The sequence below is a fragment of the Chryseomicrobium palamuruense genome (assembly GCF_042649045.1).
GTDB classification, from domain to species: domain Bacteria; phylum Bacillota; class Bacilli; order Bacillales_A; family Planococcaceae; genus Chryseomicrobium; species Chryseomicrobium palamuruense.
The window spans coordinates 1-26,909 of sequence record NZ_JBHSEF010000019.1 but is presented as its reverse complement, the minus strand read 5'-3'; the positions used below and the strand labels follow the sequence as shown (position 1 = coordinate 26,909).

The following is a 26,909-nucleotide window of genomic DNA, read 5'->3' as shown; positions in this document are numbered from 1 at the left end:
CCCATTCGTGATACCACGATCATACCGGGAAGTGCATTCGAAAAATATGCGTTATTTGAATTCGGGCTTACAGAAATAGTTTCCAATAAATCAGTTTGTCACGACAAATCGAATCTCTGGTAGGACAAATCCTCATTTGGTAACGAGAAAGTGGCATTTTGTAACGACAAGTCGCTCGGCTGTAAGGTGAACGCACGCTCAGCTTCATAAAATCCTTTAAGTGTTGAAGTTCTTCCTTGAAATGATTTGAATAAGGGAAAGTAAGTAACGGTAGATACGGTTCTGCGAAAGGAAGACATACGAAAAGCCGTGCCGTATGCACGCTCTAACACAATGCTGCAAGACTAGTTCTATTTCCTCCATCAAAAGAATCAAGATTTGATGTTAATATTTACTTATCAATTGTTTCGCGTATTATCCACCAAATTATCATTGACCTGAACCGCCAAGTTGCTATAATAGAGAATGTACTGTTCCGAAGTAGCTCAGTTGGTAGAGCATCCGGCTGTTAACCGGCAGGTCGCAGGTTCGAGTCCTGCCTTCGGAGCCATTCACGCTTCCATAGCTCAGTAGGTAGAGCGCATCCATGGTAAGGATGAGGTCGTCGGTTCGATCCCGGCTGGAAGCTTCTTGCTGCTCGGTTTCAAGCGGGCAGCATTTTTAATTTTTGGGGGGACTTTTTTAGAGAAACCCTTGCACCACCCAACACGTCATGCTACAATAATTCTTGTCCTGTGAAACAGCGACATACTGGAGGATTAGCTCAGCTGGGAGAGCACCTGCCTTACAAGCAGGGGGTCGGCGGTTCGATCCCGTCATCCTCCACCATATTTACCTCTGGAGGGGTAGCGAAGTGGCTAAACGCGGCGGACTGTAAATCCGCTCCTTCGGGTTCGGCGGTTCGAATCCGTCCCCCTCCACCATTTATCCTACTGGGGTATAGCCAAGCGGTAAGGCAACGGATTTTGATTCCGTCATGCCTAGGTTCGAATCCTAGTACCCCAGCCATTCATTACGGGGCCTTAGCTCAGCTGGGAGAGCGCCTGCCTTGCACGCAGGAGGTCAGCGGTTCGATCCCGCTAGGCTCCATAACAAGCACTCACTTCTTATTTAAATAGGAAGTGGGTGTTTTTTTGCAGAAGGAATTTTGCCTTATCACCAAGAATAAGTAGAGAAGAGGAGGCGATGGTCGTGGAATGGACGAAGAATGGAATCACACTACGATTAATGAAAGAAACCGATATAGATACCCTGTGGAACGTCTTTGAACCGGAAGTGTACGAATACATGCTGACAAAGATCGAGCGCAAGGAGCAGCTAGAGGGGTGGCTTGGGTACGCAATCAACCGGATGCAGTCCCATGAAGATGTCTTCGTATTTTTTATACAAGACGAGAAAACAGGTGCCCCAATTGGCACGACGCGTCTTTATGATATCGACCGCCACCACCGCTGTGCAGAAATTGGTTCAACCATTTACGCCAAACCTTACCAACGCACACATGTCAACACCACGTGCAAGTTCCTTCTATTACAACACGCATTTGAGGTTTTGCAGCTCATCCGAGTTCAGATCCGGACAGATGCTGAAAACGAGGCTTCTCAAAAAGCGATTGAACGGATTGGCTTTATTAAGGAAGGCTATTTACGTAAGGAGAAGGTTCAAAGCACAGGTCATGCACGGAATACGTATCTGTATTCCATGATTGATACGGAGTGGTCAGAAGCTAAGAAGAAGCTTCTAGAGATGATGAATAAATATACATAATTTTGCGAGGTTGAGCCAACTCTATGTAAGCAGTTACAATAGGTGTAACGAACTGAGGAGGTATAAAATTATGAATAAATTAGCGATATCAGTCATCGGTGTACCTATGGACTTCGGTCAAAGCCGTAGAGGGGTCGATATGGGACCTAGCGCGATGCGTTATGCAGGAGCGATTCAGCGTTTAGAAGCACTTGGACACGAAGTGAAAGATGAAGGCGATATTACTGTTGAAAAGTTCAATACAGAAGATCAGTTGAACACGAACTTACGCAACTTAAATGAAGTGATTGAGATCAGCACAAAGCTTGCTGACAAAATAAGTGAAGTGGTTGCGGCGAAACGTTTTCCACTAGTCCTTGGCGGTGACCACAGTATCGCGATCGGTACGCTTGCTGGTCTATCAAAGAACTATGAGAACCTTGGGGTCATCTGGTACGACGCACACGCGGATATGAATACAGAAGAAACGTCTCCGTCCGGGAATATCCACGGAATGCCACTTGCTGTCAGCATGGGTCTTGGTCACGACGCGCTCGTGAACATTCATGACTATGCTCCAAAAGTGAAACCTGAAAACATTGTTATCATCGGGGCACGTTCAGTGGACCCAGGTGAGCGTCAACTGATCAAAGAAAAAGGCATCAAAGTGTTTACGATGCACGAAATCGATAAGCTAGGCATGACGGAAGTGATGAACCAAGCAATGTGGTACCTACGTGACCGTGAAGTCGATGGCGTTCATTTGTCTCTAGACTTAGATGGACTAGACCCCCTATACACACCAGGTGTGGGAACTCCAGTTCCGGGTGGTATTAATTATCGTGAAAGTCATCTAGCAATGGAGATGCTAGCATCTTCGAACTTAATCACCTCTACTGAGTTTGTAGAAGTAAATCCTATTTTAGATGAAAAAAATAAGACGGCAGACGTCGCAGTGGGTCTTATGGGCTCTCTGTTTGGAGAAAGCCTCGTCTAACCCTTCGTCCCTTCTCTTAGAGAAGGGTCTTTTTTCATACAATAAATGTATAAATAGACCCCCTATACTAGTTGAAAATTTGCTACACTAAAATAAGAAAAAATATGAAACCTTTTTATACCACGGACCGTATAGATTATAGAACCGCAGAGGCGGAGGGGAAATAGAGCATGGATGCGATCGTCAACAAGAGAATAAAACAAGTCTTAAACGGGAATCAAGATGCCTATGCCGAAATCGTAGACTTGTACCAATCGAGGTTATATCATGTATGTTATCGAATGCTTGGCAACAAACATGAAGCCGAAGATATTACACAAGAAGCTTTCTTACGAGCTTATATCAATTTGCATACGTTCGATCAAAAAAGAAAATTTTCCACATGGATTTTTCGCATTGCGACGAATCTTTGTATCGACCGTATCCGTAAAAAGAAACCAGACTATCATTTAGATGCCCAAGTTCCGGGTACTGATGGACTAGATATGTATTCGCAGATTGCCGCGAGCGAAGAATTGCCGGTGGAGCAGCTAGAGAAAATGGAGATACAAGAACGTCTTCAATATGAAATCAGCCGTCTGCCCGACAAATACCGTTCCGTCATTGTGTTGAAGTACATGGAAGAACTACCATTGCAAGAAATTAGTGAAATTTTAGATCTCCCACTCGGGACGGTTAAAACCCGTATTCACCGAGGTCGTGAAGCGCTGCGTAAACAGATGAGCCAGCTTCCGATGACGGAGGTAGGAGGGAAATAACGATGGGTGCATGCCACGAGAAATATATGGATTATATGCATGCCTATCTGGATGGGGACATTCCGCCAGAGCATGAACAGGAGTTGAAGCAGCACTTGAAGAGCTGCGATGCCTGCCAAGCGCATATGCATGAATTAAGTGATGTTGTCGCGTTTATGAAAAGTGCTCAACCGGTCACACCACCACCAAATTTAACAAGTCACGTGATGGCATCTTTGCCAAAACGTACGGTCTCTGCAGGACCACAGAGCTGGTTCCGCCGATATCCAATGGTGACAGCCGCCGCTGTATTCCTCGTCTTCATGAGCGCGATGTTCTTTGGGAACTTCTCCAATGATCAGCAGTTCGCCTTTACAAAAGCTGACAATGTCATCGTTGAAGGCGATACCGTAATTATTCCGGAAGGAACGGTCATTGAAGGGAATTTTGTCGTCCGCAACGGAAACATTCGTGTGGATGGGAAGATTGGAGGTAATCTCACCGTGATTAATGGAGAAATCCTCAACGAAGACTCCATTGAAAAGAACCCGTACATGGCGTCTACCGCTGTTGTGACGGGAGAGATTGAAGAAATCGACCGAGTGTTTGATTGGCTATGGTTTAAAATGAAATCCGGCTATCAAGGATTTGAGGACTGGGTGACCGGTTCAAATGAATAACGCGTATCCATGTCTTTTCGTAGACATGGATTTTTTTATGGGAAGAACCTTTTTCGGTCCGGAACGTCTAGAAAACTCTGGCGAATTTATCCTGTCATACCGGCAGAACATCGCTTAGATATGCTATACTTAGACCAAATGCTTACAGGGAAAGTGGGGTGGCCACATGGATTTTTGGACGCAGCTGCAGAACAGTGAACCGATTGAATTGTTAATAACGATTCTTGATGTGCTGTTTGTGTGGTTTGTCATTTACAAACTGATTACGTTGATTCGCGGAACGAAAGCGGTTCAGCTTTTAAAAGGAATTTTTGTCATTATCGTTGCCCGTGTGATCACGGACGCTCTCGGAATGGAAACGCTCGGTTGGATGCTCGATCAGGTTATTCGATTTGGTTTTCTTGCTATCATTATTATTTTTCAACCTGAAATTCGTCGAGCACTGGAACAACTCGGACGTGGGAAGCTCTTTGCACGAAGTACATTACAAGAACAAGAAGAGCAAAACCGGTTACTTGGTGCTATGTCCAAGTCTGTCAGTTACATGGCCAAACGCCGTATCGGTGCATTGATCTCGATTGAACGGGAGACAGGTTTGTCAGAGTACATTGAAACAGGCATTCCGCTCAACGCCAATGTCACATCGGAACTCCTCATTAATATTTTTATTCCAAATACACCACTCCATGACGGGGCGGTCATCATGCAGAAAAACAAGATTGCTTCCGCTGCCTGTTACTTGCCGCTCTCAGAGAGCCCGTTCATCTCAAAAGAACTTGGGACACGTCACCGCGCGGCTATTGGCTTAAGTGAAGTGACAGACGCTATTACGATTGTTGTATCGGAAGAAACGGGAGCTGTAAGCATAACAGCGAACGGGGATCTACACCGCAACTTATCGATGGAAGAGTTTGATCAGCACTTGAAGCGTCTATGGTTTGGTGAAGCGGAACCACAAGAGTCCTCGTCAAAATGGTTATGGAAGGGGCCGAAAAATGGATAAAATGATGGATAACCCTTGGTTTTTACGGATTATCTCCCTTTTGTTTGCGGTCCTTCTGTTTATCACTGTGCAAAACGAATTAGAAGGCAATCAAATCAATACAGTGGGAACGAGTGTAGAAAGCATTCCAAATGTCCCTGTCGAAGTGTATTACGACGATGATAACCTAATTGTTACAGGGGCTCCAGAGACGGTTACGTTGTATATTGAAGGGCCAAGCAATATTGTTTTATCTGCTCAAACCATGCAAGACTTTACGGCGTTTATTGATTTAAGCAACTTGCCACTGGGGGAACATGAGGTTGAGATTCAGTTCGAAAATCTCTCCAATCGTCTAGATATCCGAACGGATCCTCAAACGGTCACTGTCAACATCGAAGAACTCATTACAGAAGAGTTCACTGTCGAGCCAGATATGAACGAACGATTGCTTGCTGACAATTATGTGGTAAAATCAACTAATGTTGAACCGAACCGTGTCACTGTGACAGGAGCGCGCAGTATTGTCGAAGCCATCAGTTTCGTCAAGGCAACGGTCAGCGGGGAACAAGGTATCAATGAATCGTTTGAGCAACAGGCGAGTGTGCGTGTGCTCGACCGAGATCTCAACAAACTCGATGTCATCATAGAACCACAAGAAGTAACGGTATCCGTTGAAATAGAACAGTACAATAAAGAAATTCCGGTCAGGCTTGAACAACAAGGCACACCGGCCGATGATGTGACGATTGACGGTGTATCGACATCCGTCACAAACATCCGTGTATATGGGGCTCGAAGTGCTATTGATGCACTAGAAGAACTCGAAGTACCAGTAGATGTTTCGGAAATCCGAGAATCAGGTACAGTACAAGTGCCGATCGAGTTGCCCGAAGGTATTTCCAGGGCTAATAGGGACACGATTCCGGTCCGGATAGTCGTCACTGTGGAAACTCCGGAACCAACACCGGATGAAGAAGCCAGTGATGCGGGAATCAATGTTGAGGAAGAAGAAGCGGAAGATGTCAGCACAACCCGTACGTTTGAAGATGTACCTATCGTGGTGGCAGGACTGACGGAAGAGTGGAGTTCGACGTTTACCATTCCCAGTGAAGGGGTCGTAAGCGTTACAGCTACAGGCCGCGAATCGGAAATCAACAATTTGACAGCTGCAGATGTTCAAGTAGAAGTGAATGCAAGTGAGGTTGCAGAAGAAGGTGAATACACACTTCCCCTTTCTGTGACCGGCAAAACTGGTATCATTTGGACAGCAGAATTAACGCAAGCTACGATTGTGGTAGCCACCGCGTAAAGATTAAGGAGAGAACAATATATGGGTAAATATTTTGGGACAGATGGTGTACGTGGAGTGGCCAATGAAGGTTTGACTCCAGAATTTGCGTTTCGTTTAGGACGCGTAGGTGGATATGTTTTAACACAAGGCGCTTCTGGAAAAGCAAAAGTACTCGTCGGGCGAGATACGCGTATTTCAGGACATATGCTGGAATCTGCGCTCGTGGCAGGTCTTTTATCCGTGGGTGTGGAAGTCATGACACTTGGCGTGGTAAGCACCCCAGGTGTGGCGTATTTGACACGTGTAATGAGTGCAGACGCTGGCGTCATGATTTCAGCTTCTCACAACCCGGTAGAAGATAACGGGATCAAATTCTTCGGTTCGGACGGCTTTAAATTGTCGGATGAGCAAGAGAATGAAATTGAAGCGATCCTTGATCAAGAGGAAGACACACTTCCACGTCCAACTGGCGGCGAAGTAGGTGCCGTATCGGATTACTTTGAAGGCGGACAAAAATACCTTCAATTCTTGAAGCAGTCCGTAACAGAAAACTTTGAAGGCATCCACGTAGCACTGGATTGTGCACACGGAGCAACGTCTACGCTTGCGACGCACGTATTTGCAGATCTTGATGCAGACATCTCGACAATGGGAGCTTCACCAAATGGTCTGAATATCAACGATGGCGTGGGATCGACTCACCCGGAAACGCTCGCTGCGTTCGTGAAAGAAAAAGGTGCGCATATTGGACTTGCCTTTGATGGCGATGGCGACCGAGTCATTGCAGTCGATGAAAAAGGTCACATCGTCGATGGTGACCAAATCATGTACATCTTAGCGCGTTACTTAGTTAAAGAAGGCCGCTTACACAAAGAAACGGTTGTATCGACTGTCATGAGCAACATGGGCTTCTACAAGGCGCTTGAGTACCAGGGCTTACAATCAGTCCAAACCGCAGTGGGCGACCGCTACGTGGTCGAAGAGATGCGTAATGGCGGTTACAACTTAGGTGGCGAACAATCCGGCCACATTATCTTCCTTGATTACAATACAACAGGCGATGGTTTATTGACCGGTCTTCAGCTCGTCAACATCATGAAAGCAACGGGTAAGAAGCTTTCAGATCTTGCGGGAGAAATGAAAATTTACCCACAAAAACTCGTCAACGTCCGTGTGACAGATAAGCACGCAGTGACAGACAACGAAAAAGTAGCAGCGGTGATTGCGGAAGTGGAAGCAGAGATGAACGGCAACGGCCGCGTCTTGGTACGTCCTTCAGGCACCGAGCCACTTGTGCGCGTCATGGTGGAAGCGGAATCGACAGATGCTTGCGAAAGCTATGTCAACCGTATCGCAGACGTCGTCAAAGAGGAAATGGGTTTGGATAACTAAATAGTTGAATGGCGCGCCCTCTTAGGAGGGCGTCTTTTTTCGGTAAGAAGCTGTGTGAGAAATGATTGCTACACTAATTGGAGTGATTAGGACATTAAATGAGTTGATTGCGACACTAATTTCGGTGATTGTGACATTAAAAAAGTTGATTAAGTCATTCCTCGAATTATGGAAACTAAATCGCCCGACGAGACCACAGATTTCTCCCAAACCCTTAGCTACCCAAGCCCTTTCTAACAAGCCCTTCACCAATCGAATGTTTAATTCTCTGCCAGAGTGGAATACATAGTACGTACAATCATTTAGGAGGAGATACAATGGCAAAAGTAGCAACGTTAATCACCAACCTGTTTGAAGACGTCGAATGGACAGAACCGGCGAAAGCCTTAAAAGATGCGGGCCATGAAGTGGTCACGATAGAAAAAGAAGCAGGCAAAACGGTTACTGGTAAGAAAGACAACACAGAAGTCACCATCGACAAATCGATCGATGACGTGAACGCAAGTGATTTTGACGCACTTTTACTGCCAGGAGGATTCTCACCTGACCAGTTACGCGCAGACGATCGATTCGTCAATTTTACAAAAGAATTCATGGATGCAAAGAAACCTGTATTCGCAATTTGCCACGGACCACAGCTGTTAATCACAGCTAAAGCGTTGGAAGGCCGTGATGCAACAGGCTTCAAATCCATTCAAGTGGATATGGAATACGCAGGAGCAAAAGTACAAGACACAGAAGTTGTTGTCTGTCAGAACCAACTGGTGACAAGCCGTCAACCAGATGACATTCCGGCATTCAATCGCGAAATGTTAAAACTTCTCGAAAACTAAGTCATTTCAGACCCTTGGTGCCTAGCATCAAGGGGCTTTCATTACATAGATTACATTTGACGGGACACACTAGATTTTGTATGATATGGAGGTTATGCTGTGAAGCATAGGAACACGCGCTAAAGGAGGAAAGCAGTGCGCACAAAGAAATCGGAAAAAAGTTGAAGCGCCAGAGCTAGGGGAATCGGACGACACTTAACCCTTAGCAGACGAGGTGGAGGTTTATCGAAGTTTCGGCGGATGCCTCCCGACCGCACACGCCCGGTTGTCACTCTATCTGTAAACCTGCCTAGTGATGGGTAGCCAGACCGGATAGAAGGCGAATGACAAACAGCATATGAAAAAAAAGCGCCCGAAGCGACGCTTCTTTTTGCATGGCTTAAAAATCGGAGGAAACATAAAATGTGTGGAATTGTTGGATATATCGGCGAACGTGACGCCAAAGAAATCTTATTAAAAGGGCTAGAAAAATTAGAGTACCGTGGCTATGATTCAGCGGGTATTGCGGTACGTAACGAAGAAGGCATCACGGTCTTCAAAGAAAAAGGACGTATTGCGGATCTTCGCAATGCTGTAGAAGAAGACGTAATGGGCAAAACAGGAATCGGACACACGCGCTGGGCAACACATGGTGTTCCAAACCGCGTCAATGCACACCCTCATCAAAGCACGACAGACCGTTTCACATTGGTCCATAACGGGGTTATTGAAAACTATCACTTATTACAAAAAGAATATCTAACAGGCGTAGAAATGCAGTCAGATACAGATACGGAAATCATCGTTCAGTTGATCGAAAAATTCGTAAACGATGGCATGACGACGGCAGAAGCATTCAGCAAAACGCTTGGTCTTCTTCATGGATCGTACGCAATCGCTCTTTTAGATGCAGAAGAAGCACAAACTATCTACGTGGCGAAAAACAAGAGCCCACTTCTAGTTGGTCTAGGTGATGATTTTAACGTAGTCGCATCTGACGCTATGGCTATGCTTCAAGTAACGGACACATATGTTGAGCTTCACGATCAAGAAATGGTCATCGTGAAAAAAGAATCGGTTCAGATTCAAAAGCTAGATGGCACTGTCGTAGAGCGCGACTCATACAAAGCAGAGCTAGACATGAGTGATATCGAAAAAGGAACATACCCACACTACATGTTAAAAGAAATCGACGAGCAGCCAGCTGTGATGCGTAAAATCATTCAAGCCTACCAAAACGAAGCAGGCGAGCTAGCGATTGATACAGACATCCTAGAAGCAATCAATGCATCAGATCGTCTTTACATCATCGCTGCAGGAACAAGCTACCATGCAGGTCTTGTCGGAAAAGAATACTTTGAGAAAATTACGAAGAAGCCAGTCGAAGTGCACATCTCAAGTGAGTTTGGCTACAACATGCCACTGCTTTCAGAGAAACCACTTTTCATCTTCATCTCTCAATCAGGTGAAACAGCTGACTCTCGCCAAGTACTTGTGAAGATCAAAGAAATGGGCCACAAAGCCTTAACTGTAACAAACGTACAAGGGTCTACACTTTCTCGTGAAGCAGACTTCACATTGTTACTTCATGCAGGTCCGGAAATTGCCGTAGCTTCCACAAAAGCATACGTTGCACAAATCGCGGTTCTTGCAGTGACAGCTACAGTGGCAGCGAAACATGCAGGACACACAATTGACTTCGACTTGATCAAAGAGCTTGGTATTGTGGCGAACGCCGTTCAAGCAATGGTCGACTCAAAAGAAGAGATTGAAGCCATCGCGAAAGACTTCTTAGCAACGACACGCAACGCGTTCTTCATCGGACGTAACGTGGACTTCTTCGTAAGTTTAGAAGGCGCATTGAAACTAAAAGAAATCTCGTACATCCAAGCAGAAGGATTTGCTGGAGGCGAGTTGAAGCACGGTACCATCGCTCTAATTGAAGACGGCATACCAGTCTTCGCATTAGTGACGCAAAAACCAGTAGCCCTAAACATTCGCGGAAACGTGAAAGAAGTCGTGGCACGTGGTGCGAAACCATGTATCATCTCAATGGAAGGCATGGAAGAAGACGGCGATACACTCGTCATTCCAAATGTCCACAGCTTACTCACACCATTAGTATCTGTGATTCCACTTCAGTTGATCAGCTACTACGCAGCGCTTCACCGCGATTGTGATGTAGACAAGCCACGTAACTTGGCGAAATCGGTTACGGTTGAATAAACGAAATATATGTAGGTAGAGATGTTGTAGATTTGAAATAAAGTTGTACCGTTTGTAAAAAAGAGGTACCGTTTAAAATAAAGTTATACCGTTTATAAAAAAGTTGCACCGTTTTATCCCTTTGGATATGATTATCTAAAGGGGTGTTTTTATGTCGAAAAGAAAAAGAACATCTGAAATTGAACATTGGATTAAACAAGGTCGAGGCACCGGTATAGGAGTAGATTATAAACCTTGGTTGAAGATTCAAGATGTATCTTCAAAGGGTCGTTCCACTCGTTTAAAAGGAATAAAAACAAACAGACAGCATGAATTTCTATCGGATTTAGAAAAAAATTACTTCTATTTAACTGAATATTCAAATCATATTGTTGATATTCGAGAACAATTTCCTTTATTGCCATTAGAAGAAACCATTGTTATTGCAGATGAGTTAGGTATTAAACATCCTACTGATCCTAAAACTGGTGATCCGATTGTGATGACAACGGATTTTTTATTAACAGTTGATATGGGACAAGGTGTGTTTGAAGTAGCACGTACAATCAAAATGAAGGACGATTTACTGAAGGAACGAGTACTCGAAAAGTTTGAGATTGAACGAGAGTATTGGCAACGGAAGGAAATTGATTGGGTGGTTGTTACAGAGGAGGAAATCCCCAAAACAATGGCACGAAACATTAGCTACATTCATGATCATTTTGATATTCGAGATTATGATGTATTTCAGGAAATGAGTTCACAACATATTGAAGATTTATCCTTATCTTTAATGCAAAGGTTACTAAATAACAAAAATAGTATCCGTATAATTACGAATGAATTTGATACCGATACCCATTTACCTTTTGGTAGTGGTGTAACACTGTTTTATCATTTACTTGCTCAAAAAAACATCGTTATAGATATGCTTGAGCCACTAAATTTAGAGCAACAGATTGATATTAAATCCATTGATGAAAGCACGCTGAAGAAGGAGAAATACGGATGATTTATATTAATCAGGTGTTTCAATATGTGAAGGATTCAATACGGATTCGGGTTGTTGAAATAGAAGAATCGTATGTTTTTATTGTAGATATTGATGCACACACATCTATGCCAAAAAAAGAGCTTTATGCCACATTGTCTACAGAAATCGAACAAAAAGAGTTATTAGTGATTGCAGATCCGTTCGCAAGAGTTGTAGCTGATAGTGACTTAACAGATGTGCAAATTCAAAAGCGCGAAGATGATTGGGATACTATTCAAAAATACTGTTTGGAACATATGGATGTATTGCTTCAAAGAAATGGTAGAGAAACAAAGATAAAGGAAATTGCAGGAGAGTTAAATGTGACACCTACTAAGGTAAAAAAGCTCCTCAGTCGATATTGGCAGCGTGGTATGACTAAAAATGCTGTGCTACCGGATTATGCAAACTCAGGTGGTAAAGGGAGATCCAAAGCTTTAGCAAATGCTAAAGTAGGTCGTCCACGAAGAGTAAATACTAGTGGAGATTATCAAACTGGTATCAATATAACAGATGAAATAAAGTTACAGTTCGAGCATGCTATTAACAAATATTACCGTAAGACAAATAACTATTCATTAAAAGATGTCTATCATTTTATTCTGCGCGATTTCTATTCAGACCGTTATAAAGAAAAAGGTGAAATGAAATATCGAGTGTGGGAAGCAAATCGAATACCGTCCTATCATCAGTTTTATTATTGGTTTAAGAAATTCGAAGATCCAAAGAAAGACATTCAATTCCGTAAAAGCACGAAAGAATATGAGCTGAAGCATCGTCCGATTTTAAGTGATTCTAAATCAGAAACAAATGGTCCCGGTACTAGATTTCAAATTGACGCAACTATCGCAGATATTTATTTAGTCAGTTCGCTTGATGTAAATAAAGTAATTGGGAGACCAGTTATTTATGCGGTACTTGATGTGTATTCACGTATTATTACGGGTCTTTATGTTGGGCTAGAAGGGCCGTCATGGATCGGTGCAATGATGGCTTTAGATAATATGGTTGCTGACAAAGTAAAGTTCTGTAATCAGTACGGAATTGATATTGCACCTGAGCAATGGCCAACACATCATTTGCCTGAAATTATTATCGCTGATCGAGGTGAGTTTGAAGGCTATTCGGTAGAGAATTTAATTAACAATCTTAACATTAAAATCGAGAATACTACGGCTTATAGGGGTGATTTGAAAGGGATTGTTGAAAGGAAATTCCGTACGTTTAATGGGAAGGTAAAGCAAAAAGCTCCCGGAGCAATTCAAAAGGAATATCGAGAACGTGGAGATCAGGATTATCGCTTAAATGCTACGCTAAATTTAAAGGAATTTACATCTCTAATTATTACAATGGCGCTTCATCATAACCAAAAGGTCATTGATAAATATCCTGTTGAAAAAGAAATGGTAGCTGATGGACTAGTGCCAACGCCGATTAACTTATGGAATTGGGGTATTCAAAATCGCAAAGGAAGGTTAAGAACAGTTGATCGAAATATTCTTCGTCTGAACGTGCTTCCACGTGGGAAAGCGACAATTTCAAGAGCTGGAATTAAGTTTAAAAATCTTCTTTATGGTTCTCGTCAAGCTATTGAAGAGCAATGGTATTTAAAGTTGAAAAATAGAAGTCTAGAAATCGTTTATGATCCACGTCATATTGAAAAAATCTATATTCCCCACGATAACGGAACAGATTTTGAGACGTGTATTTTATTAGAGCCTAGTCAGCAATATAAAGGTGACCTCTTGGAAGAAGTTGTCTTTCAGCAACAACTTCGGAATGAACTAGAAGAAATGGAACGAACAAATCAAATTCAGCTTACGGTAAATACTGATGCAGCATTGGAAGAGATTATAAAAAAAGCCGTTAAGAACAAAAAAGAATCTTTCAATCAGCCAACTAGTAAGAAAGCTAAAATAGCAGTTATTCGTGAAAACAAGGATGTTGAAAAACAGTTGAATCGTGAAGCTGAAAAGTTTGATTTATCACCTAATAAGGTTAGTGAAGCAGCTGACGTAATCGACTTTGTTACAAAAGAGAAGATTGATGAAACACCACCTAAGAAATCAGGCTCACGTCTTATGGAAAAACTAAAGAAGAAGCGAGATGAGGAATTTGGGAAAGACAAATGACATGGTTGTCTTAAAAGGGGATTTTGAGAAAGCGGTCTATAAGGAGCAGCTTTTAAATGAATATACCAATAATCCTTTCATCGAAGCTCTTCCACCTATATTTAATGAGGATAATGTGCTAGAGCGATTTATGGTGACTCCACGAATTAGTGAGCAAGATAAGTTAAGTGAAACGAATATTCGTTATCACGTCTTAAAACGTGTAAGGAATTTTATCCAGCCGTTACCGATTCATTTCGAGGTAGAACGTCGATTGTCTACATTGATTCGGAGGGGTTACTTGGCGCGAAATCCATTAGATAGAACATTTCTAGAGCGTGTTCGGGTGTTGCATGAATTGCGTGAAGAAGAGGAAACAGCTCACAAATATATAGATGAACGACTAAATTATATTCGTTCAACTGCCGATAGCTTATCCATTATCGGTATTTCTGGAATTGGTAAAACAACAGCAATTGAACGTCTTTTGCTTATGTATCCACAAGTGATCAAGCATGAAGAATACAAAGGACAACCGTTTAATCGAACTCAAATTGTTTGGCTTAAAATTGACTGCCCGTATGATGGAAGTTTATCTACACTTTGCAAAAGCTTTTTCAAAGCAATTGATGATTTACTAGGCACTCGATATTTAGAAAAGTACGGCTATTTGAACCGTGTGACATCGACAATGTTATTGCACATGACATCGTTAGCAAGTATGTACGGCATCGGTATTCTAGTAATTGATGAAATCCAGCACTTACTATATTCCAAAAATGAACAGGAAGAAATGTTGAATTTTTTTGTAACACTGTCTAATACAGTTGGCATTCCTACGGTTTTAATCGGCACTTCTAAAGCACAAAAATTATTCAAAGGAAACTTTAGACAGGCAAGACGGGCAGCAAGTGATGGAGCTATTATTTGGGATCGTATGGACGAAAATAGTGAAGAGTGGGAGTTTTTCCTAGAGACACTTTGGGAATTACAGTGTTTAAAAACCCATTCTGAGCTTACAGAGGAGACAAAGAAGGCATTTTATAATGAATGCCAAGGGATTACTGCTGTTGCCGTGAACCTATTTATTCTAGCGCAAGAACGAGTATTATTTGATGAGGACAACCCGGCAGAAATCATTACACCACAAGTATTAAAAAAGACTGCTAGGGAAGATATGCAAACGATTCAACCAATGATGACAGCTATTCGGACGAACAATTTTGCCGATATGATGAAATATGAAGATATTATGATTAACTTGGATGAAGTCATGCTGAATCACAAGCGAAATACTGAAATGACAGGACGTATTCAAGAAGCATTTAAAGAGCGCCAAAATACAATCGAGTATAAACGTCAAGACATGATTGGGAACTTAAGTGTTGAAGTGGCAGCTCTTGGTATTTTTGATAGTTTGAAGGAAAACGATATTAAAAAGCTCTCACAAAAAATAGTTGAGGAAAATCCACTTGATACTAAATTTCATCAACTTAAATCAGACGTGATTCAGCAGGCGATTGCATTAAATCAACAAAAGAAAGATCAAAAAGCAAAGGCAAAAGCAAAAAATGCAGAGATTCTACCAATGCTAAAGCTAAGAAAGCAAGCATTAGACAAAAAGCAACACCCCTATGAATTATTAAAAGCAAATGGATACATTAAAAATCCTTTGGAGGAATTCTACTAGGAGGAAACCAGATGCTGCCATTCTTTACTGATCCATATCCAGATGAATTGATATATTCGGCGGTCGCACGTTATCACTTTTACAGTGGGAATATTGATTGCAAAGATACGTTAGAAGAAGTATTTCAAAGTCGTTCAGTGATTCCGAGTGTTGAGATTGGTAGCCATTTTAATTCTCTCGCTAAACAGATGGGCACGCATTATTCGTTAGAAAGTTTATTAGCCAAGCATACAATTTATCCTTTCTATGCTCCTTTTCTATCACAGGAGAAGCAACGACAAATTATGCAGGATGTTCAAGGTGATGGAAAAGGACTTTATACAAGACTTGGAATGGTCGCAGGAGGTATTTGTAAAAAGGACGGACTCTATTATTGTCCGGAATGTGCAGCTAGTGATATTGAGCAACATGGAGAACCCTATATTCATCGTGAGCATCAACTACAAGGGATTGATTTCTGTGCGCATCATGAATTGAAATTAAAGAAGTATCCTGTCGATTTTTCAAAGCAGAGTCGAATAGAGTTTATTCGATTCGATAAAAAGCTAATGAACTTATCAAAGATTCAAGAAGTTGAACCAAAAGAGTTTGTAGCCATTCAAATTGCTTTAGCAAAGATGGCTTATCAACTGCTACAAGTTCCAATACATCAATTTTCAAGGGGATCTATTAATCTTAAATATCGGGCTCTTTTACGAGAGCGTAATTTAATAACAACCTCTAATCGAATTCGGCAAAAGGAGCTATACAAAGCATTTCAATCAAAGTTTCCAAAAGGATTTTTAGTTAAGTATGAATCAGCAATCGATGTTGATAATGAGTACAATTGGCCGAAGGTCATTACACGCAATCTAAAACGTCATGCGCATCCTTTCCGTCATTTGCTTATGCTTTATTTCTTAGAACAAGATGTAGATTCCTTTTTACAAGGTGAAGCTGATATAGGTCCTTTCGGTAGTGGTCCATGGCCTTGTTTAAATAAAGCAGCTAATCATTATAAGGCATTTGTAATTCCTGAAGTAAATGTTACGAGGGATTTTAAATCAAAAGCACCCATTGGTACGTTTGAATGCTCTTGTGGCTTTATTTACGCTAGAAAAGGCCCTGATAGATTATCTAAAGATAAATATCGTATTGGACGTGTAAAAGCATTTGGAGACGTCTGGAAGGCTAAATTACATGAATTGGAAGCCAAAGGAACGTCCAGTACAAGAACATTAGCTAAAATGCTTGGTGTAAATTCGAAAACGGTTAAAAAATATCTTTCTTCAGAGATAAAAATAGAAGGATTATCAGAAAACGATATCCCTTCGATGTTGCTGACTAATCGAAAACAATTATTAAAAGGAATGCAGCAATACCCAAGTTATTTAAGAACTCAAATTCGTCAGTGTTTCCCAAAAGAATATATCTACTTGTATCGTCACGATAAAGAGTGGCTGTTTGAACAGTTGCCTAAAATTCATGAGAAGAAGAATAATCAAGCAATTGTCGATTGGGCCTCACGTGATCGGGAATACTGCTCTGAAGTAAAAAAACTTTATAAAGAACTAATCGTACTAGATAAACCTATTCGGATTACAATCTCGATTGTTGGAAAACGACTTGGAATATTATCTAACTTGGAGAAACACCTTGATAAGCTACCCCAGACTAAAAAGCTCCTATCTGAAATTACAGAATCTACTCAGCAATTCCATATCAGACGTTTTTGTAAAATTATTGATCGAATGTTACAGGGGCAAGAACCAGTTGTTTTATGGAAGGTACAGCGTATTGGTGCTGTTAAGTCACATCATTTTCATGAAATAAAACCGTATTTGGAAGAATATTTACGAACAAAACAGGAAGTGAAAAGTTATGAGCAAACAACAGGTTAAAATTGCTTGGCCTTTTGCAAAAGGTGAAAAAGCACAACTGATATGGATTGGTGAGCCATTCCGATGTGATCATAAAATGATGATTAAAGCTTATTTTCGCTCACAAGGTCGTACAGAAGGTATTTTAATGGATTGGGGTACATTACCATGCCTAGCAATCCAACATTATTATACTGATGGCATCATTACGGCTAGTCAAGTTCCTAAAGGTGTACAAGAAATCGATATGACTATTTATCCTAATAGTGTTAAATATCACAAACGCCCTTGGTCTATTCAAGGAAGCAGTGATTCTGCAACTTCCCGTAGTTTCGTGTTCTCTTTTGATGGCAAGAATGTCATTTTACCAGTCATTGAAGTGTTGCGTAGCATTTTAGCTCCGAACGGCTTTCTTTTATATCGCTTGTTTGAATCGAATTCATTTCCTCAATTCTTCACTGAAACATACGAACCTAATAAAATTCATCTTAGCTTTTCATCATCTTATGAACTGAAATACACCAAAACAGGTTTTATTTATCAATTGGTTTGGTTACTAACGAATCGTGATTTACGGCAAGTCTATGAAAATATAGCCTTTACTTGGTTGCAGGAAAAGGCTTTGATATTTGAATGGGGCCTTACACAATCGATTACCATAACGGTTCGTGTAAAAGAGAATAATAATTCGTGGACAGTTCTACAAATCGTAAATGTGAAAAATAAATATATTCCATACAAACATATCTCAATTTCACATCCAGAAATACAAGATCAAGTGAAATCGAATGAGGCGAAGAAATATACTTATCGCGCCGTAAATAAAATGGACGATGAAGAGGGCCTTACATTAGATGAACAAGTCGATGGCTCCACGGAAGACTTTGATCTTGTACAAATGAATCAGTTGAAACATGAATATACATTGGTACCTAAAATCAAACGAATTAAAAGTAGTTCCTCAAAGCAGCGAACGAAAGAAGATGAAAATACTAAGAAATACTATGGTAATAATGATTCAATGCGATCTACAGCAGATAGTGGAGGTCAACATCTAGCAAGAGGGCTAGAGCATCAAATGTTGCACGAAATCCAGGCTCAAGGTGAGCTAAATGATTTTATTAATGTGTTGAAAGTAATGGAACAGCATCCAAATGTAGTGGAAATTAGAGCATTTACCGATGTGCTACCGGAAGGCTTGGGAGAACGTAAATTTACAAAGTTAAGTGATGGTGTTACGAAAAGACGATATGTGATTGCTAAAGTACATATGACAAATGGAAAGCAATTTAATATTATAGAAGTAGAGCGTGAGAATCGTTCGTTGTCGATGTTGATTTTATCATCGCCTAATACTCATAACTGGAATGCTATTTATCATTGTTTACTTGTAAATCTTGTTAATAGCAATGGCGCATGGACGAGTCAAACATTGAAAATCATTGAAAATCGAGGTGTTATTGTGATGAAGGCGAAGCATAGTTCTAAAGGTATTCGTCATAGGAGTAATATATTGTTAAATAAGTTAATTTAAAAGAACACACTTTTAAAACATTAGTGTTCTTCCGCAATCGGGCTAGTTAATCAAAGAAAAAGTTATATAAACCTTGCTAATGTTACAAATATTTATAGTCATTTTAAATTCGAGTTGTATATCTAAGAAAAATGTAATAAGTAAAACCGGACAAAACCCGGCCGGTTCTTTTTTATACGATAACCTCCTCAAGGAATATTTACTAGAGGATGTCTTTTAATGTCCAAAACACTGTGATAAGGAAGGAATTTGAACAGCCGATTGCTCTTTTTAGGGCAAGTGGTCAGTCAGACCCAAGCTAAATAGTGTGCAGAAAAAAATTTGGAACTACACCAGCTAAAAATATTGGCTAAAAGGTATACCAACGAATATGCCGCACGGTTAATAAACTAGACAAGGTTAGAATAGTTCCCAGGGGTAGGAACTGATGAACTTCCGAAAGTACTAGTACTGGTCTAAAGTTTGAACATAGGGAAACTATGTCCCATCCAATGATGGAGTGAGGGGTGTAGAGTAAATTTGGCCCTTTGAATCCAAACGCTTAGCATATCTCAAATAGGAGATTGCCAACTGATAAAGAAACATATAGATATATTTTGAGTTTGACAACCGAACTGCTTAAAGGTAGAATAAATTTACAATAAAAAGCTACGATAGATTATCAATATAACTACAAAGGGAAAATGTATTAGCACTTGGGTAATGTGTCATTGTCCTTGTGAAAATATAATTAAAGACTTTTGTAGTTAGTTTGAAATAAATCGGTATGAGATATCACTATATTTGGTGATATCTCATACCGATTTTTTTGTTAGGGGGGGCAATATGACAAAAGGTCAAATAGAAGCAGAAATCAGCAAAGCATTATCGCAATGGGAGAAGGATTTTCTAGGTCGCGGATCCGTTACGGTCAAGACCGATATTCTCCGCGACATGGTAATTGTGGTTTTGAAAGGAGTCTTAACACCCGCTGAATATAAGCTCTCTGAAACAACGGAAGGATTGTTGTCGATCAAACAAATTCGTTCTCACTTGGTGGAATCAGGTCGAGACAAATTAGATGAAATCATTCGAGATAAAACCGGTGAAGAAGTAATGATATTTCACACTGATATTAGCACAAGAACCGGTGAACGAATTATGGTCTTTAAATTATCGTGTAATTTAGAGGAAAAACTAAAGTCTTAATAAAATCAAACTTGGGAGATCTTTAAAAGACCCTTTTAAGAATATAGAATGGGTAAGTTGAAGATAAACCAGCTATTTTACATGCTAAAGGGATTATATATCGTCGGTCAACACTGGTAGTAGAATCGGAGGACTAAAGAGTGACTGATATTATTATTCAAAATTTACTATCTCCAGTTGTGTTGTTTTTTGCACTTGGAATACTCGCAGCAATGGTGAAATCAGATTTAAAATTTCCAACGGCGCTAAGTGAAACGTTAAGCATATATCTTCTGATAGCGATAGGAATCAAAGGTGGAATCGAACTTTCCCATTATTCATTGAGCACTGTTATAAAACCTATCCTCGGAACCCTGTTTTTAGGTACTTTTATACCTATAATCGTGTTATTTATCCTCCGTTTCATGAAAATGGATTTTAAGAATGCCATCGGCCTGGCTGCGACATACGGGTCGGTGAGTATTGTTACCTACGGAGCTGCTATTTCGTTTCTTAGTGAATTTGGAACAAAGTATGAAGGTTTTATGAATGTCTTAGTTGTTCTACTGGAAAGTCCAGCTATTTTTGTTTCCTTGCTTTTGTTGAAACTGAATGAAGAAAATCAAGGGCATTCTTTGTCACAAAATATCGGATTCACTGCAGGCAAGCCAATGGTCAGTGGTTTAATTAATACAAAAGTGATTAAAGAAAGCCTGTTTGGAAAAAGTGTGTTGCTTTTGCTGGGAAGTCTTGTGATCGGATGGATTGCGGGTGAGGGTGCTCTTCCTGCTGTTAAGCCATTGTTTATAGACCTTTATCCAAGTGTTTTGATGATCTTCTTACTCAATATGGGTGTGATCGCTGGTCAAAGGCTTCCTGAAGTGAAAAAACATGGATGGAAAATCCTGCTCTTTGCAATCTTTATGCCTGTATTATCCGGCATTTTGGGGATTTTTGTCGGGAATTACATTGGTCTTTCGCTAGGAGGTACTACATTGATGGGGGTGCTAGCTGGAAGTGCTTCGTACATTGCTGCTCCTGCCGCATTAAGAACCTCAGTTCCTGAGGCTAACCCATCCATTTATCTAGGGTTGTCTCTAGGGATTACTTTTCCCTTTAATTTGATTTTCGGAATACCGCTTTATTATTCAATAGCACAATGGCTTCAATAATTTCTATCATTAATAAAGAAAGGAAGTGTTGATCATGTTTGCGGATAAAATATTTAATAATCAACAAATCGAAAATGAACCTATTTCAACTAACCCAGACAATAGGAAAAAAGTATTATGTATAGTTGGGATGGAGGAACCATTGGAACAATGGTTAAATTCTGCGTCTCATTTTCTCCCGGAACAAATAATGGTATTAAAAAGCTATGGCCCGGTTATCTCAGAACCATACGATAGTCTCATGCGTAACATAATTATAGCAGTTTATCAAGAAAATGTAGAGGAAATTTTCGTTATAGGGTCAGCAGATAGAAATGAATCTATTTCGGACCCTAGTAATTTAATTTCCAAAGTCATACAAACAAAAATTCCAGCGGTTAAGATTCAAACCGTAGAATATCTTTTTAAACATTGTTTCCCTGGATTTACAGCAAACGATATGGCTCAATGGATAGAGGGAAGCAAAACAGTCACAGATGGTATTAAACAGTCTGTAAACTTGATTCGTCGGCATCCTTTGATGCCCTCGGAAATTAGAGTATATGGCCTATTGATAGATACTGTTAATGGTGTGTCTACGCGAGTTGTGGATCATCAATAACAAGTATATTTAAATATGGTTGGGGTTGAAAAACTATGATCAAAAAACAACATTACGCAGATCATCCATATTCTGGTCGTAAAGCAGTTTTAGCGACTATGCACGGAAAAGAGCTGGCTATTGGTCCTCCCTTTCATAATCTGTTACAGCTTTCAATTGTTACTCCTGAAGGGTTAAATACCGATGGTTTGGGGACTTTTACTGGTGAAATAGAGCGTAAGGGGACACCATTAGAGACGCTGCGAAAAAAAGTACAAATGGGAATGGACCATCTTGGACTACCGTATGGTATTGCGAATGAAGGAAGTTTTGGACCTTATGATAATTTTCCTTTTATCGCCCAGGATCATGAAATTCTTATATGGATTGACAATGAACGTGGAATTGAGATTGTAGAACATACGTTAAGTACTAAGACCAATTATGCTTCAAAAACAGTTTCAACATGGAATGATATGGATGATTTTTTATTGAAATCGGATTTTCCTGCACATGCACTTATTGTAAGTCCGAATTCCGAGTTTTTACCTGGATTAACCTTCAAAGGATTAAACCAAATAGATGACGTAAAGGAAGCCATTAAACGTTGCGCTTCTGCTTCCACTGACGGTCAGGCACTTATTCAAACTGACATGAGGGCACATATGAACCCCACTAGAATGAAGGTTATCACTGAACTTGCAGAAAAAATGGTTCGACGGTTAGCAACGTTGTGCCCGAAGTGTTCATGCCCCGGATGGGGGATTGTTGATTATGTTAAAGGATTGCCCTGTGCAGGTTGCGGGTTAAAGTCAAAACAAATATCAAACGAAGTATATGGTTGTCCAATCTGTGATTTTAGGGAAACTCTTCCGCGCCAGGATGGTGTTAAAACCTCTTCACCTGCTTATTGTGATTGGTGTAATCCTTAATCATTAGAGTTTTTTTAATAAATAGAATTCTTGTAGAGGAACGGGTTAAATGGGTGAAATAGGCTTTAGGAGTCTTTGTGGAGGTAACTGGGAATAATAAAAAAGTTACACTGTTTTACCCCTTTGGATTGGTTATCTAAAGGGGCTTATTTACATAGAAAGTAAAAGAACATATGAATTAAAAGGTGGATTAAGGAAATGTGAATTGACAATAGAGTTGCTCTGGTAATGGCCCGTTTATGGAATAAGGCTTATGCAGTATTTTAGCAAAGGGTCTTCTTCTTTTATAGAATTTTTCTCAAACAATATCCTAATACTATAGTTTTTGAAAAGATATAACAGATGAGAAGTTTTTATAAAAAACCATTTTTACAAATTTATGGGTTTAAAATATCTGACTATTGTGATAATATAAGAGTGTTGCTTTGTGCAATAATAAATATCAGGGAGGTTTCAGTAATGCAGACGACTTTAACAAAACTTAATTTGAAAGTTGAACTCCATGCTTCAAACCTAATGACCCCTTCACACATGGAATGGACACCTGATGGAAGATTATTAGTTTCTGAGACAACTGCTGGAAGAATTAAAGACATAACGAAACCTGGAAATTACTTAGACGTTGCCCCTTTTGCTTCTGGTTTAAAAGGACCTTCAAGTATAGTCCCTTTACAAGATGGGAGAATATATGTATGCGAGACTTGGGCTAATAGAATTATAGATGTAAGTTTAGGGGGGGATAGTACTGAAAACTTTCCTTTTTTAGACGGATTACAAAGGCATTTAGTTTAACGTACTTAGGTGACTATTTAGAAGTTGTAGAAAGAGAGAGCATAACAACAAATAGAGTTTTAAAAATAAATCCTGAAACCGGTTCTAAAGAAGTATTGATTAAAAATATTCCTGCTGTGCCTATGCCAGGGCTAGAAGGAATTTTACCGCTAGAATCATTCCCTGATAATTTTGAATACGAATGGAGCATGTACAGTGGATGTGCCGGATGGAAAACAAAGATTTTTACTGAAGATGGTCAAGAGTTCAATGTGTCAAGCAGCTCTGCACTTGGTCAGATTGTTAAGGATCCTGAAACCGAAACTGATTACATGGACTTAGTGAAAAAAGGAAACTTAATTGCTTCTGGATTGGATTGGAAGGGTGGGATGATTCAAAATCCTGTAAACAAAATGTTATACGTAACTCAGCCACATAAAGGAACAATATTAGAAATTAATCCTTTTGAAAGCAAAGATTACAGGTTTTCTGCCCCTATAATTCAAGGTTTAAATATGCCTACCTGCGTACGTTTCAGTCCTGATGGTAACAGTATGATGTTTGTTCAGCTCCAACCGGATCTATATGGAAATTTACAGGATTTCAAGAATAAATGATTCGAAGGATGAGAGTATATATACTCTCATCCTTTAGATTATAGGGAGTAATTTATGAATCTTAAACTACCTAACATAATGAAAGTATTACACAATCGTTCTTTCTCTTTGCTTTGGACCGGGCAGAGCATCTCGATGTTTGGGCTGGCTATATATATTACCTGTCTTCCCTTTTTAGTCTTCCGGGCAGGAGGTAGCGCAACAGAATTAGGGTTAGCTCATACTTTTTTTATCATCCCCCAGCTAATATTTTTACTTGTCAGTGGTGTTTTTGTAGATCGTTGGCCAAAGAAAAAAATTCTAGTAATATCAGACTTTCTTCGAGGTCTTGCGGTATCTGGAATTGCAGTACTACTTCTTACAGATAATCTACAACTAATTCACGTGTATCTCCTTACAGGTTTTCTCGGCTTAATTAGCACTTTATATAGACCTGCTGTCCGTGGTATTACACCTCAAATTGTAGATAAAACTCAGTTATTATCTGCTAATTCATTAAGAGCTATTTCTCAACAGGTTAGTGATATGATTGGGCCGGTAGTTGGTGGATTTCTTGTAGCAGCTATCGGTCTTTATATTGCATATACAGTAAATGCAATAACATTCTTACTATCTGCACTTTTTGTTTCTTTAATAGCCATACGATCTACCAAGAAAAAAACAGAAGACACTCCCACTGAAAAAACAACTTTTTGGAAGGATTTCACCCAGGGATGGTCTGCAATTAAAAAGAGGCCTTGGCTAGGAGCAAGTATTCTAATTGGTTCATTATCAAACATTGGAATAGCAGCCTTTGATGTAATTATCTTACCAGTGTATGCAGACAATTCATTTAATGGAGTACAAACTTACGGAATTTTCCTTGCTGCTATGGCAATAGGAGCCTTGATCTGCGCTACTCTTATCGGTAGGTTGGAAAGGATATCAAAACGAGGGATTTTATATTACTTATTCATGGCCTTATCTGGACTGTTTATATTAGGTATATCGTTCACTCCACCCTTATTAGTATCACTTCTTTTATTAGCAGCTATAGGTTTTTGTTTAACAGCTTTTATCATAATTTGGGACAGTGCAACCCAAGAATTAATTGAAGAAGAAGTATTAGGTCGTGTAGTTAGTTTCCAGATGTTTGGAGGTCTCTTACTCCTTCCTGTTGGGTATAGTATATTTGGATTTTCATTAGACAAGTTAGGAACTGACCTATCCATGAGTATAGCTGGTGTTAGTATCATATTGGTAGCAGCTCTAGGATTAACAAACAAAAAAATTAGAGAATTAGATTAGTGGAAATATATTGCAGTTAATTAAGAAGTGATTTGTTTTTAGGGTCATAGCATAGGAATTAATTTCCATGCTATGACCTTTTTTTACTGGTATCTCGGTCGTACCCCTAGTAAAGAGAGCACACTTAGTCCCATAAATTTGCTTGATTAAAAATTATATTAAGAACGATTTAGCTTATAAAAAGGAACTGGGAGTGCAACAGAAGAATTTATATGCAATCGACGAATACCACTTGTCCGTTTTAATAATATTAAAAATAAAAGCTTTGTTTGCTTAGATTCTGTGATTCTCGTTGATCTCAAAACTCAACTTTTCTCCATATGATGAATATGGTGAAGTCGATATTTAATTAATATAAATATGAGAGTAGTCATTCCTATACCGATAAAGATATAATTTTTATACATTTGGACTAATTCAATTACAACTTTACTATCTCTCCTTTATAGATTTGGACTAAATATAGCAAAGTGAAGGACCACAAATAAATACCGAAAAAAGTAAGAAGACCGTACTTCCACTTTTTTATTGCACTCATTCCAGCAACAAAGGAAATGTAGCCAATCCCTAATAGCCGTGTAAGAAATATGCTCCATTCCCCATATTAATGAAACCAACGTTGCGCTAATTTGACTTTACGTTCAAATCGCTTTTTTATTTTATTCTTTAACTTATTTCCAAGCCAAAAGGGAACAAAGCTAAAAAGTGTATACGTCAAACTCATACCAAAAGCCAATACCATTATTTCTTCTATTGAAGGAGACAGTATATGTCCGTATGTTATAAACAAAAAAAATCCAGGAAACGGAATAGATAATCCCTCTATAATCATGATTAAAAACAGGGGAATGATTCCCATATTTTGAAACCAATTTAAAAATTCTTGTGACACCATCATCCATCCTTTCAAGAATTAGGATGAGGTAAGATCCTTAATTCGATTCAATCAAATTAAGGAAAATCACTAAATCCTTATTAGTAAAAATGAAGAAGGATTTAGACCCAACAGAAACCTTAACCATATCGGTGAATCATTACTCAATGATTTTTCTTGCCAAGAGAATTTTTATATAAGGAATGTATAATACTATTGCTTAAATTGTTAATTAGCGTTATTTACATGCCATTGTTATTCAATAAGGGGGCGAGTTAATGATTGTTCAAAAAATATTAATTTTTTCTGCCTCTATTGGCAATGGGCATAATCAAGCTGCTAAAGCATTATCAGAAGAGTTTGAAAAAAGCCCAGTGGTAATATGTCAAGCACTAAAATTAAAGGAATTGGAAATTAATAATCAACTTTAATTCATT

Annotated in this window: 23 protein-coding genes and 6 tRNA genes; 28 read left to right on the top strand and 1 reads right to left on the bottom strand. The window is 39.7% G+C overall.

Annotated features, from left to right (window positions below):
- The first annotated feature begins 474 nt into the window (after window positions 1-474).
- The 27 genes from ACFO0S_RS07105 (at window position 475) to ACFO0S_RS06975 (ending at window position 25,598) form a co-directional block, all read left to right on the top strand.
- Window positions 475-550, top strand: a tRNA-Asn gene (locus tag ACFO0S_RS07105).
- A 5-nt stretch (window positions 551-555) separates the two neighbouring features.
- Window positions 556-628, top strand: a tRNA-Thr gene (locus tag ACFO0S_RS07100).
- A 124-nt stretch (window positions 629-752) separates the two neighbouring features.
- A tRNA-Val gene (locus ACFO0S_RS07095) sits at window positions 753-828 on the top strand.
- Between the two features lie 11 nt (window positions 829-839).
- A tRNA-Tyr gene (locus ACFO0S_RS07090) sits at window positions 840-923 on the top strand.
- 10 nt (window positions 924-933) lie between these two features.
- Window positions 934-1,008: transfer RNA gene (locus ACFO0S_RS07085), tRNA-Gln, on the top strand.
- Between the two features lie 8 nt (window positions 1,009-1,016).
- Window positions 1,017-1,089 (top strand) — tRNA-Ala (locus tag ACFO0S_RS07080).
- Between the two features lie 102 nt (window positions 1,090-1,191).
- Window positions 1,192-1,767 carry a GNAT family N-acetyltransferase gene (locus ACFO0S_RS07075; protein WP_378141094.1) on the top strand — a complete coding sequence of 192 codons (576 nt, stop codon included), beginning with the start codon at window positions 1,192-1,194 and terminating at the stop codon, window positions 1,765-1,767.
- 70 nt (window positions 1,768-1,837) lie between these two features.
- Window positions 1,838-2,743: an arginase gene (rocF, locus tag ACFO0S_RS07070; RefSeq protein ID WP_378141093.1), complete on the top strand. Its 906-nt coding sequence runs from the start codon at window positions 1,838-1,840 to the stop codon at window positions 2,741-2,743.
- Between the two features lie 170 nt (window positions 2,744-2,913).
- Window positions 2,914-3,501: an RNA polymerase sigma factor SigW gene (sigW, locus tag ACFO0S_RS07065; protein ID WP_378141092.1), complete on the top strand. Its 588-nt coding sequence runs from the start codon at window positions 2,914-2,916 to the stop codon at window positions 3,499-3,501.
- A 2-nt stretch (window positions 3,502-3,503) separates the two neighbouring features.
- Complete coding sequence (locus ACFO0S_RS07060) at window positions 3,504-4,160, top strand: zf-HC2 domain-containing protein (RefSeq protein ID WP_378141091.1); 657 nt, start codon at window positions 3,504-3,506, stop codon at window positions 4,158-4,160.
- 166 nt (window positions 4,161-4,326) lie between these two features.
- Window positions 4,327-5,163, top strand: coding sequence for a diadenylate cyclase CdaA (gene cdaA, locus ACFO0S_RS07055; RefSeq protein ID WP_378141090.1), 837 nt, complete (start codon window positions 4,327-4,329; stop codon window positions 5,161-5,163).
- Window positions 5,156-6,454: a CdaR family protein gene (locus ACFO0S_RS07050; RefSeq protein ID WP_378141089.1), complete on the top strand. Its 1,299-nt coding sequence runs from the start codon at window positions 5,156-5,158 to the stop codon at window positions 6,452-6,454. The genes cdaA and ACFO0S_RS07050 overlap by 8 nt, the downstream gene beginning before the upstream one ends.
- Before the next feature lie 21 nt (window positions 6,455-6,475).
- On the top strand, window positions 6,476-7,828 hold the full coding sequence (glmM, locus tag ACFO0S_RS07045) for a phosphoglucosamine mutase (protein ID WP_378141088.1): 1,353 nt from the start codon (window positions 6,476-6,478) through the stop codon (window positions 7,826-7,828).
- 317 nt (window positions 7,829-8,145) lie between these two features.
- The gene (locus ACFO0S_RS07040; protein ID WP_378141087.1) at window positions 8,146-8,661 is read left to right on the top strand and encodes a type 1 glutamine amidotransferase domain-containing protein; all 516 of its coding nucleotides are present in this window, start codon (window positions 8,146-8,148) and stop codon (window positions 8,659-8,661) included.
- Between the two features lie 402 nt (window positions 8,662-9,063).
- Window positions 9,064-10,866 carry a glutamine--fructose-6-phosphate transaminase (isomerizing) gene (glmS, locus tag ACFO0S_RS07035; RefSeq protein ID WP_378141086.1) on the top strand — a complete coding sequence of 601 codons (1,803 nt, stop codon included), beginning with the start codon at window positions 9,064-9,066 and terminating at the stop codon, window positions 10,864-10,866.
- Window positions 10,867-11,017: 151 nt separating this feature from the next.
- Window positions 11,018-11,857: a TnsA endonuclease N-terminal domain-containing protein gene (locus ACFO0S_RS07030; protein ID WP_342526798.1), complete on the top strand. Its 840-nt coding sequence runs from the start codon at window positions 11,018-11,020 to the stop codon at window positions 11,855-11,857.
- On the top strand, window positions 11,854-14,010 hold the full coding sequence (locus ACFO0S_RS07025) for a Mu transposase C-terminal domain-containing protein (RefSeq protein WP_378141085.1): 2,157 nt from the start codon (window positions 11,854-11,856) through the stop codon (window positions 14,008-14,010). Before ACFO0S_RS07030 ends, ACFO0S_RS07025 begins: the two co-directional genes overlap by 4 nt.
- A complete protein-coding gene (locus ACFO0S_RS07020) occupies window positions 13,985-15,679 on the top strand; it encodes an ATP-binding protein (protein ID WP_378141084.1) in 1,695 nt (564 codons plus the stop codon). The genes ACFO0S_RS07025 and ACFO0S_RS07020 overlap by 26 nt, the downstream gene beginning before the upstream one ends.
- A gap of 11 nt (window positions 15,680-15,690) precedes the next feature.
- Window positions 15,691-17,559, top strand: a complete 1,869-nt coding sequence (locus ACFO0S_RS07015) for a TnsD family transposase (protein WP_342526793.1) — start codon at window positions 15,691-15,693, stop codon at window positions 17,557-17,559.
- Window positions 17,540-19,072 carry a Tn7-like element transposition protein TnsE gene (locus ACFO0S_RS07010; protein WP_342526792.1) on the top strand — a complete coding sequence of 511 codons (1,533 nt, stop codon included), beginning with the start codon at window positions 17,540-17,542 and terminating at the stop codon, window positions 19,070-19,072. The genes ACFO0S_RS07015 and ACFO0S_RS07010 overlap by 20 nt, the downstream gene beginning before the upstream one ends.
- 825 nt (window positions 19,073-19,897) lie before the next feature.
- Window positions 19,898-20,260 carry a Na-translocating system protein MpsC family protein gene (locus ACFO0S_RS07005; RefSeq protein ID WP_204591155.1) on the top strand — a complete coding sequence of 121 codons (363 nt, stop codon included), beginning with the start codon at window positions 19,898-19,900 and terminating at the stop codon, window positions 20,258-20,260.
- Window positions 20,261-20,400: 140 nt separating this feature from the next.
- Entirely contained in the window at window positions 20,401-21,411 is a 1,011-nt protein-coding gene (locus ACFO0S_RS07000) for a sodium-dependent bicarbonate transport family permease (protein ID WP_378141083.1), read from the top strand.
- 34 nt (window positions 21,412-21,445) lie between these two features.
- A complete protein-coding gene (locus ACFO0S_RS06995; protein ID WP_204591151.1) occupies window positions 21,446-22,012 on the top strand; it encodes a carbonic anhydrase in 567 nt (188 codons plus the stop codon).
- A gap of 35 nt (window positions 22,013-22,047) precedes the next feature.
- A complete protein-coding gene (locus ACFO0S_RS06990; protein WP_204591149.1) occupies window positions 22,048-22,923 on the top strand; it encodes a DUF6671 family protein in 876 nt (291 codons plus the stop codon).
- A 459-nt stretch (window positions 22,924-23,382) separates the two neighbouring features.
- Window positions 23,383-23,715 (top strand): PQQ-dependent sugar dehydrogenase family protein, encoded by a 333-nt coding sequence (locus ACFO0S_RS06985; RefSeq protein WP_378141082.1) that lies wholly within the window; start codon window positions 23,383-23,385, stop codon window positions 23,713-23,715.
- 95 nt (window positions 23,716-23,810) lie between these two features.
- Window positions 23,811-24,311, top strand: coding sequence for a hypothetical protein (locus ACFO0S_RS06980; RefSeq protein WP_204591145.1), 501 nt, complete (start codon window positions 23,811-23,813; stop codon window positions 24,309-24,311).
- Window positions 24,312-24,365: 54 nt separating this feature from the next.
- Window positions 24,366-25,598: an MFS transporter gene (locus ACFO0S_RS06975; protein ID WP_378141081.1), complete on the top strand. Its 1,233-nt coding sequence runs from the start codon at window positions 24,366-24,368 to the stop codon at window positions 25,596-25,598.
- 604 nt (window positions 25,599-26,202) lie between these two features.
- Here ACFO0S_RS06975 and ACFO0S_RS06970 read toward each other — a convergent pair.
- Window positions 26,203-26,490 (bottom strand): hypothetical protein, encoded by a 288-nt coding sequence (locus tag ACFO0S_RS06970; RefSeq protein ID WP_378141080.1) that lies wholly within the window; start codon window positions 26,488-26,490, stop codon window positions 26,203-26,205.
- 260 nt (window positions 26,491-26,750) lie between these two features.
- Between ACFO0S_RS06970 and ACFO0S_RS06965 the strand changes: the two genes are divergently transcribed.
- Window positions 26,751-26,903, top strand: a complete 153-nt coding sequence (locus ACFO0S_RS06965; protein ID WP_378141079.1) for a hypothetical protein — start codon at window positions 26,751-26,753, stop codon at window positions 26,901-26,903.
- Window positions 26,904-26,909: the final 6 nt, after the last annotated feature.

What these genes read in the sequence shown, in the direction of transcription:
- ACFO0S_RS07050 (WP_378141089.1), top strand. Translation starts at nt 5,156, where the DNA reads ATGGATAAAATGATGGATAACCCTTGGTTTTTACGGATTATCTCCCTT.
- cdaA (WP_378141090.1), top strand. Translation starts at nt 4,327, where the DNA reads ATGGATTTTTGGACGCAGCTGCAGAACAGTGAACCGATTGAATTGTTA.
- ACFO0S_RS06985 (WP_378141082.1), top strand. Translation starts at nt 23,383, where the DNA reads ATGCAGACGACTTTAACAAAACTTAATTTGAAAGTTGAACTCCATGCT.
- ACFO0S_RS07030 (WP_342526798.1), top strand. Translation starts at nt 11,018, where the DNA reads ATGTCGAAAAGAAAAAGAACATCTGAAATTGAACATTGGATTAAACAA.
- ACFO0S_RS07010 (WP_342526792.1), top strand. Translation starts at nt 17,540, where the DNA reads ATGAGCAAACAACAGGTTAAAATTGCTTGGCCTTTTGCAAAAGGTGAA.
- ACFO0S_RS06990 (WP_204591149.1), top strand. Translation starts at nt 22,048, where the DNA reads ATGATCAAAAAACAACATTACGCAGATCATCCATATTCTGGTCGTAAA.
- ACFO0S_RS07015 (WP_342526793.1), top strand. Translation starts at nt 15,691, where the DNA reads ATGCTGCCATTCTTTACTGATCCATATCCAGATGAATTGATATATTCG.
- ACFO0S_RS07005 (WP_204591155.1), top strand. Translation starts at nt 19,898, where the DNA reads ATGACAAAAGGTCAAATAGAAGCAGAAATCAGCAAAGCATTATCGCAA.
- ACFO0S_RS06965 (WP_378141079.1), top strand. Translation starts at nt 26,751, where the DNA reads ATGATTGTTCAAAAAATATTAATTTTTTCTGCCTCTATTGGCAATGGG.
- sigW (WP_378141092.1), top strand. Translation starts at nt 2,914, where the DNA reads ATGGATGCGATCGTCAACAAGAGAATAAAACAAGTCTTAAACGGGAAT.
- ACFO0S_RS07025 (WP_378141085.1), top strand. Translation starts at nt 11,854, where the DNA reads ATGATTTATATTAATCAGGTGTTTCAATATGTGAAGGATTCAATACGG.
- ACFO0S_RS07060 (WP_378141091.1), top strand. Translation starts at nt 3,504, where the DNA reads ATGGGTGCATGCCACGAGAAATATATGGATTATATGCATGCCTATCTG.
- ACFO0S_RS06975 (WP_378141081.1), top strand. Translation starts at nt 24,366, where the DNA reads ATGAATCTTAAACTACCTAACATAATGAAAGTATTACACAATCGTTCT.
- ACFO0S_RS07040 (WP_378141087.1), top strand. Translation starts at nt 8,146, where the DNA reads ATGGCAAAAGTAGCAACGTTAATCACCAACCTGTTTGAAGACGTCGAA.
- glmM (WP_378141088.1), top strand. Translation starts at nt 6,476, where the DNA reads ATGGGTAAATATTTTGGGACAGATGGTGTACGTGGAGTGGCCAATGAA.
- glmS (WP_378141086.1), top strand. Translation starts at nt 9,064, where the DNA reads ATGTGTGGAATTGTTGGATATATCGGCGAACGTGACGCCAAAGAAATC.
- rocF (WP_378141093.1), top strand. Translation starts at nt 1,838, where the DNA reads ATGAATAAATTAGCGATATCAGTCATCGGTGTACCTATGGACTTCGGT.
- ACFO0S_RS07020 (WP_378141084.1), top strand. Translation starts at nt 13,985, where the DNA reads ATGAGGAATTTGGGAAAGACAAATGACATGGTTGTCTTAAAAGGGGAT.
- ACFO0S_RS06995 (WP_204591151.1), top strand. Translation starts at nt 21,446, where the DNA reads ATGTTTGCGGATAAAATATTTAATAATCAACAAATCGAAAATGAACCT.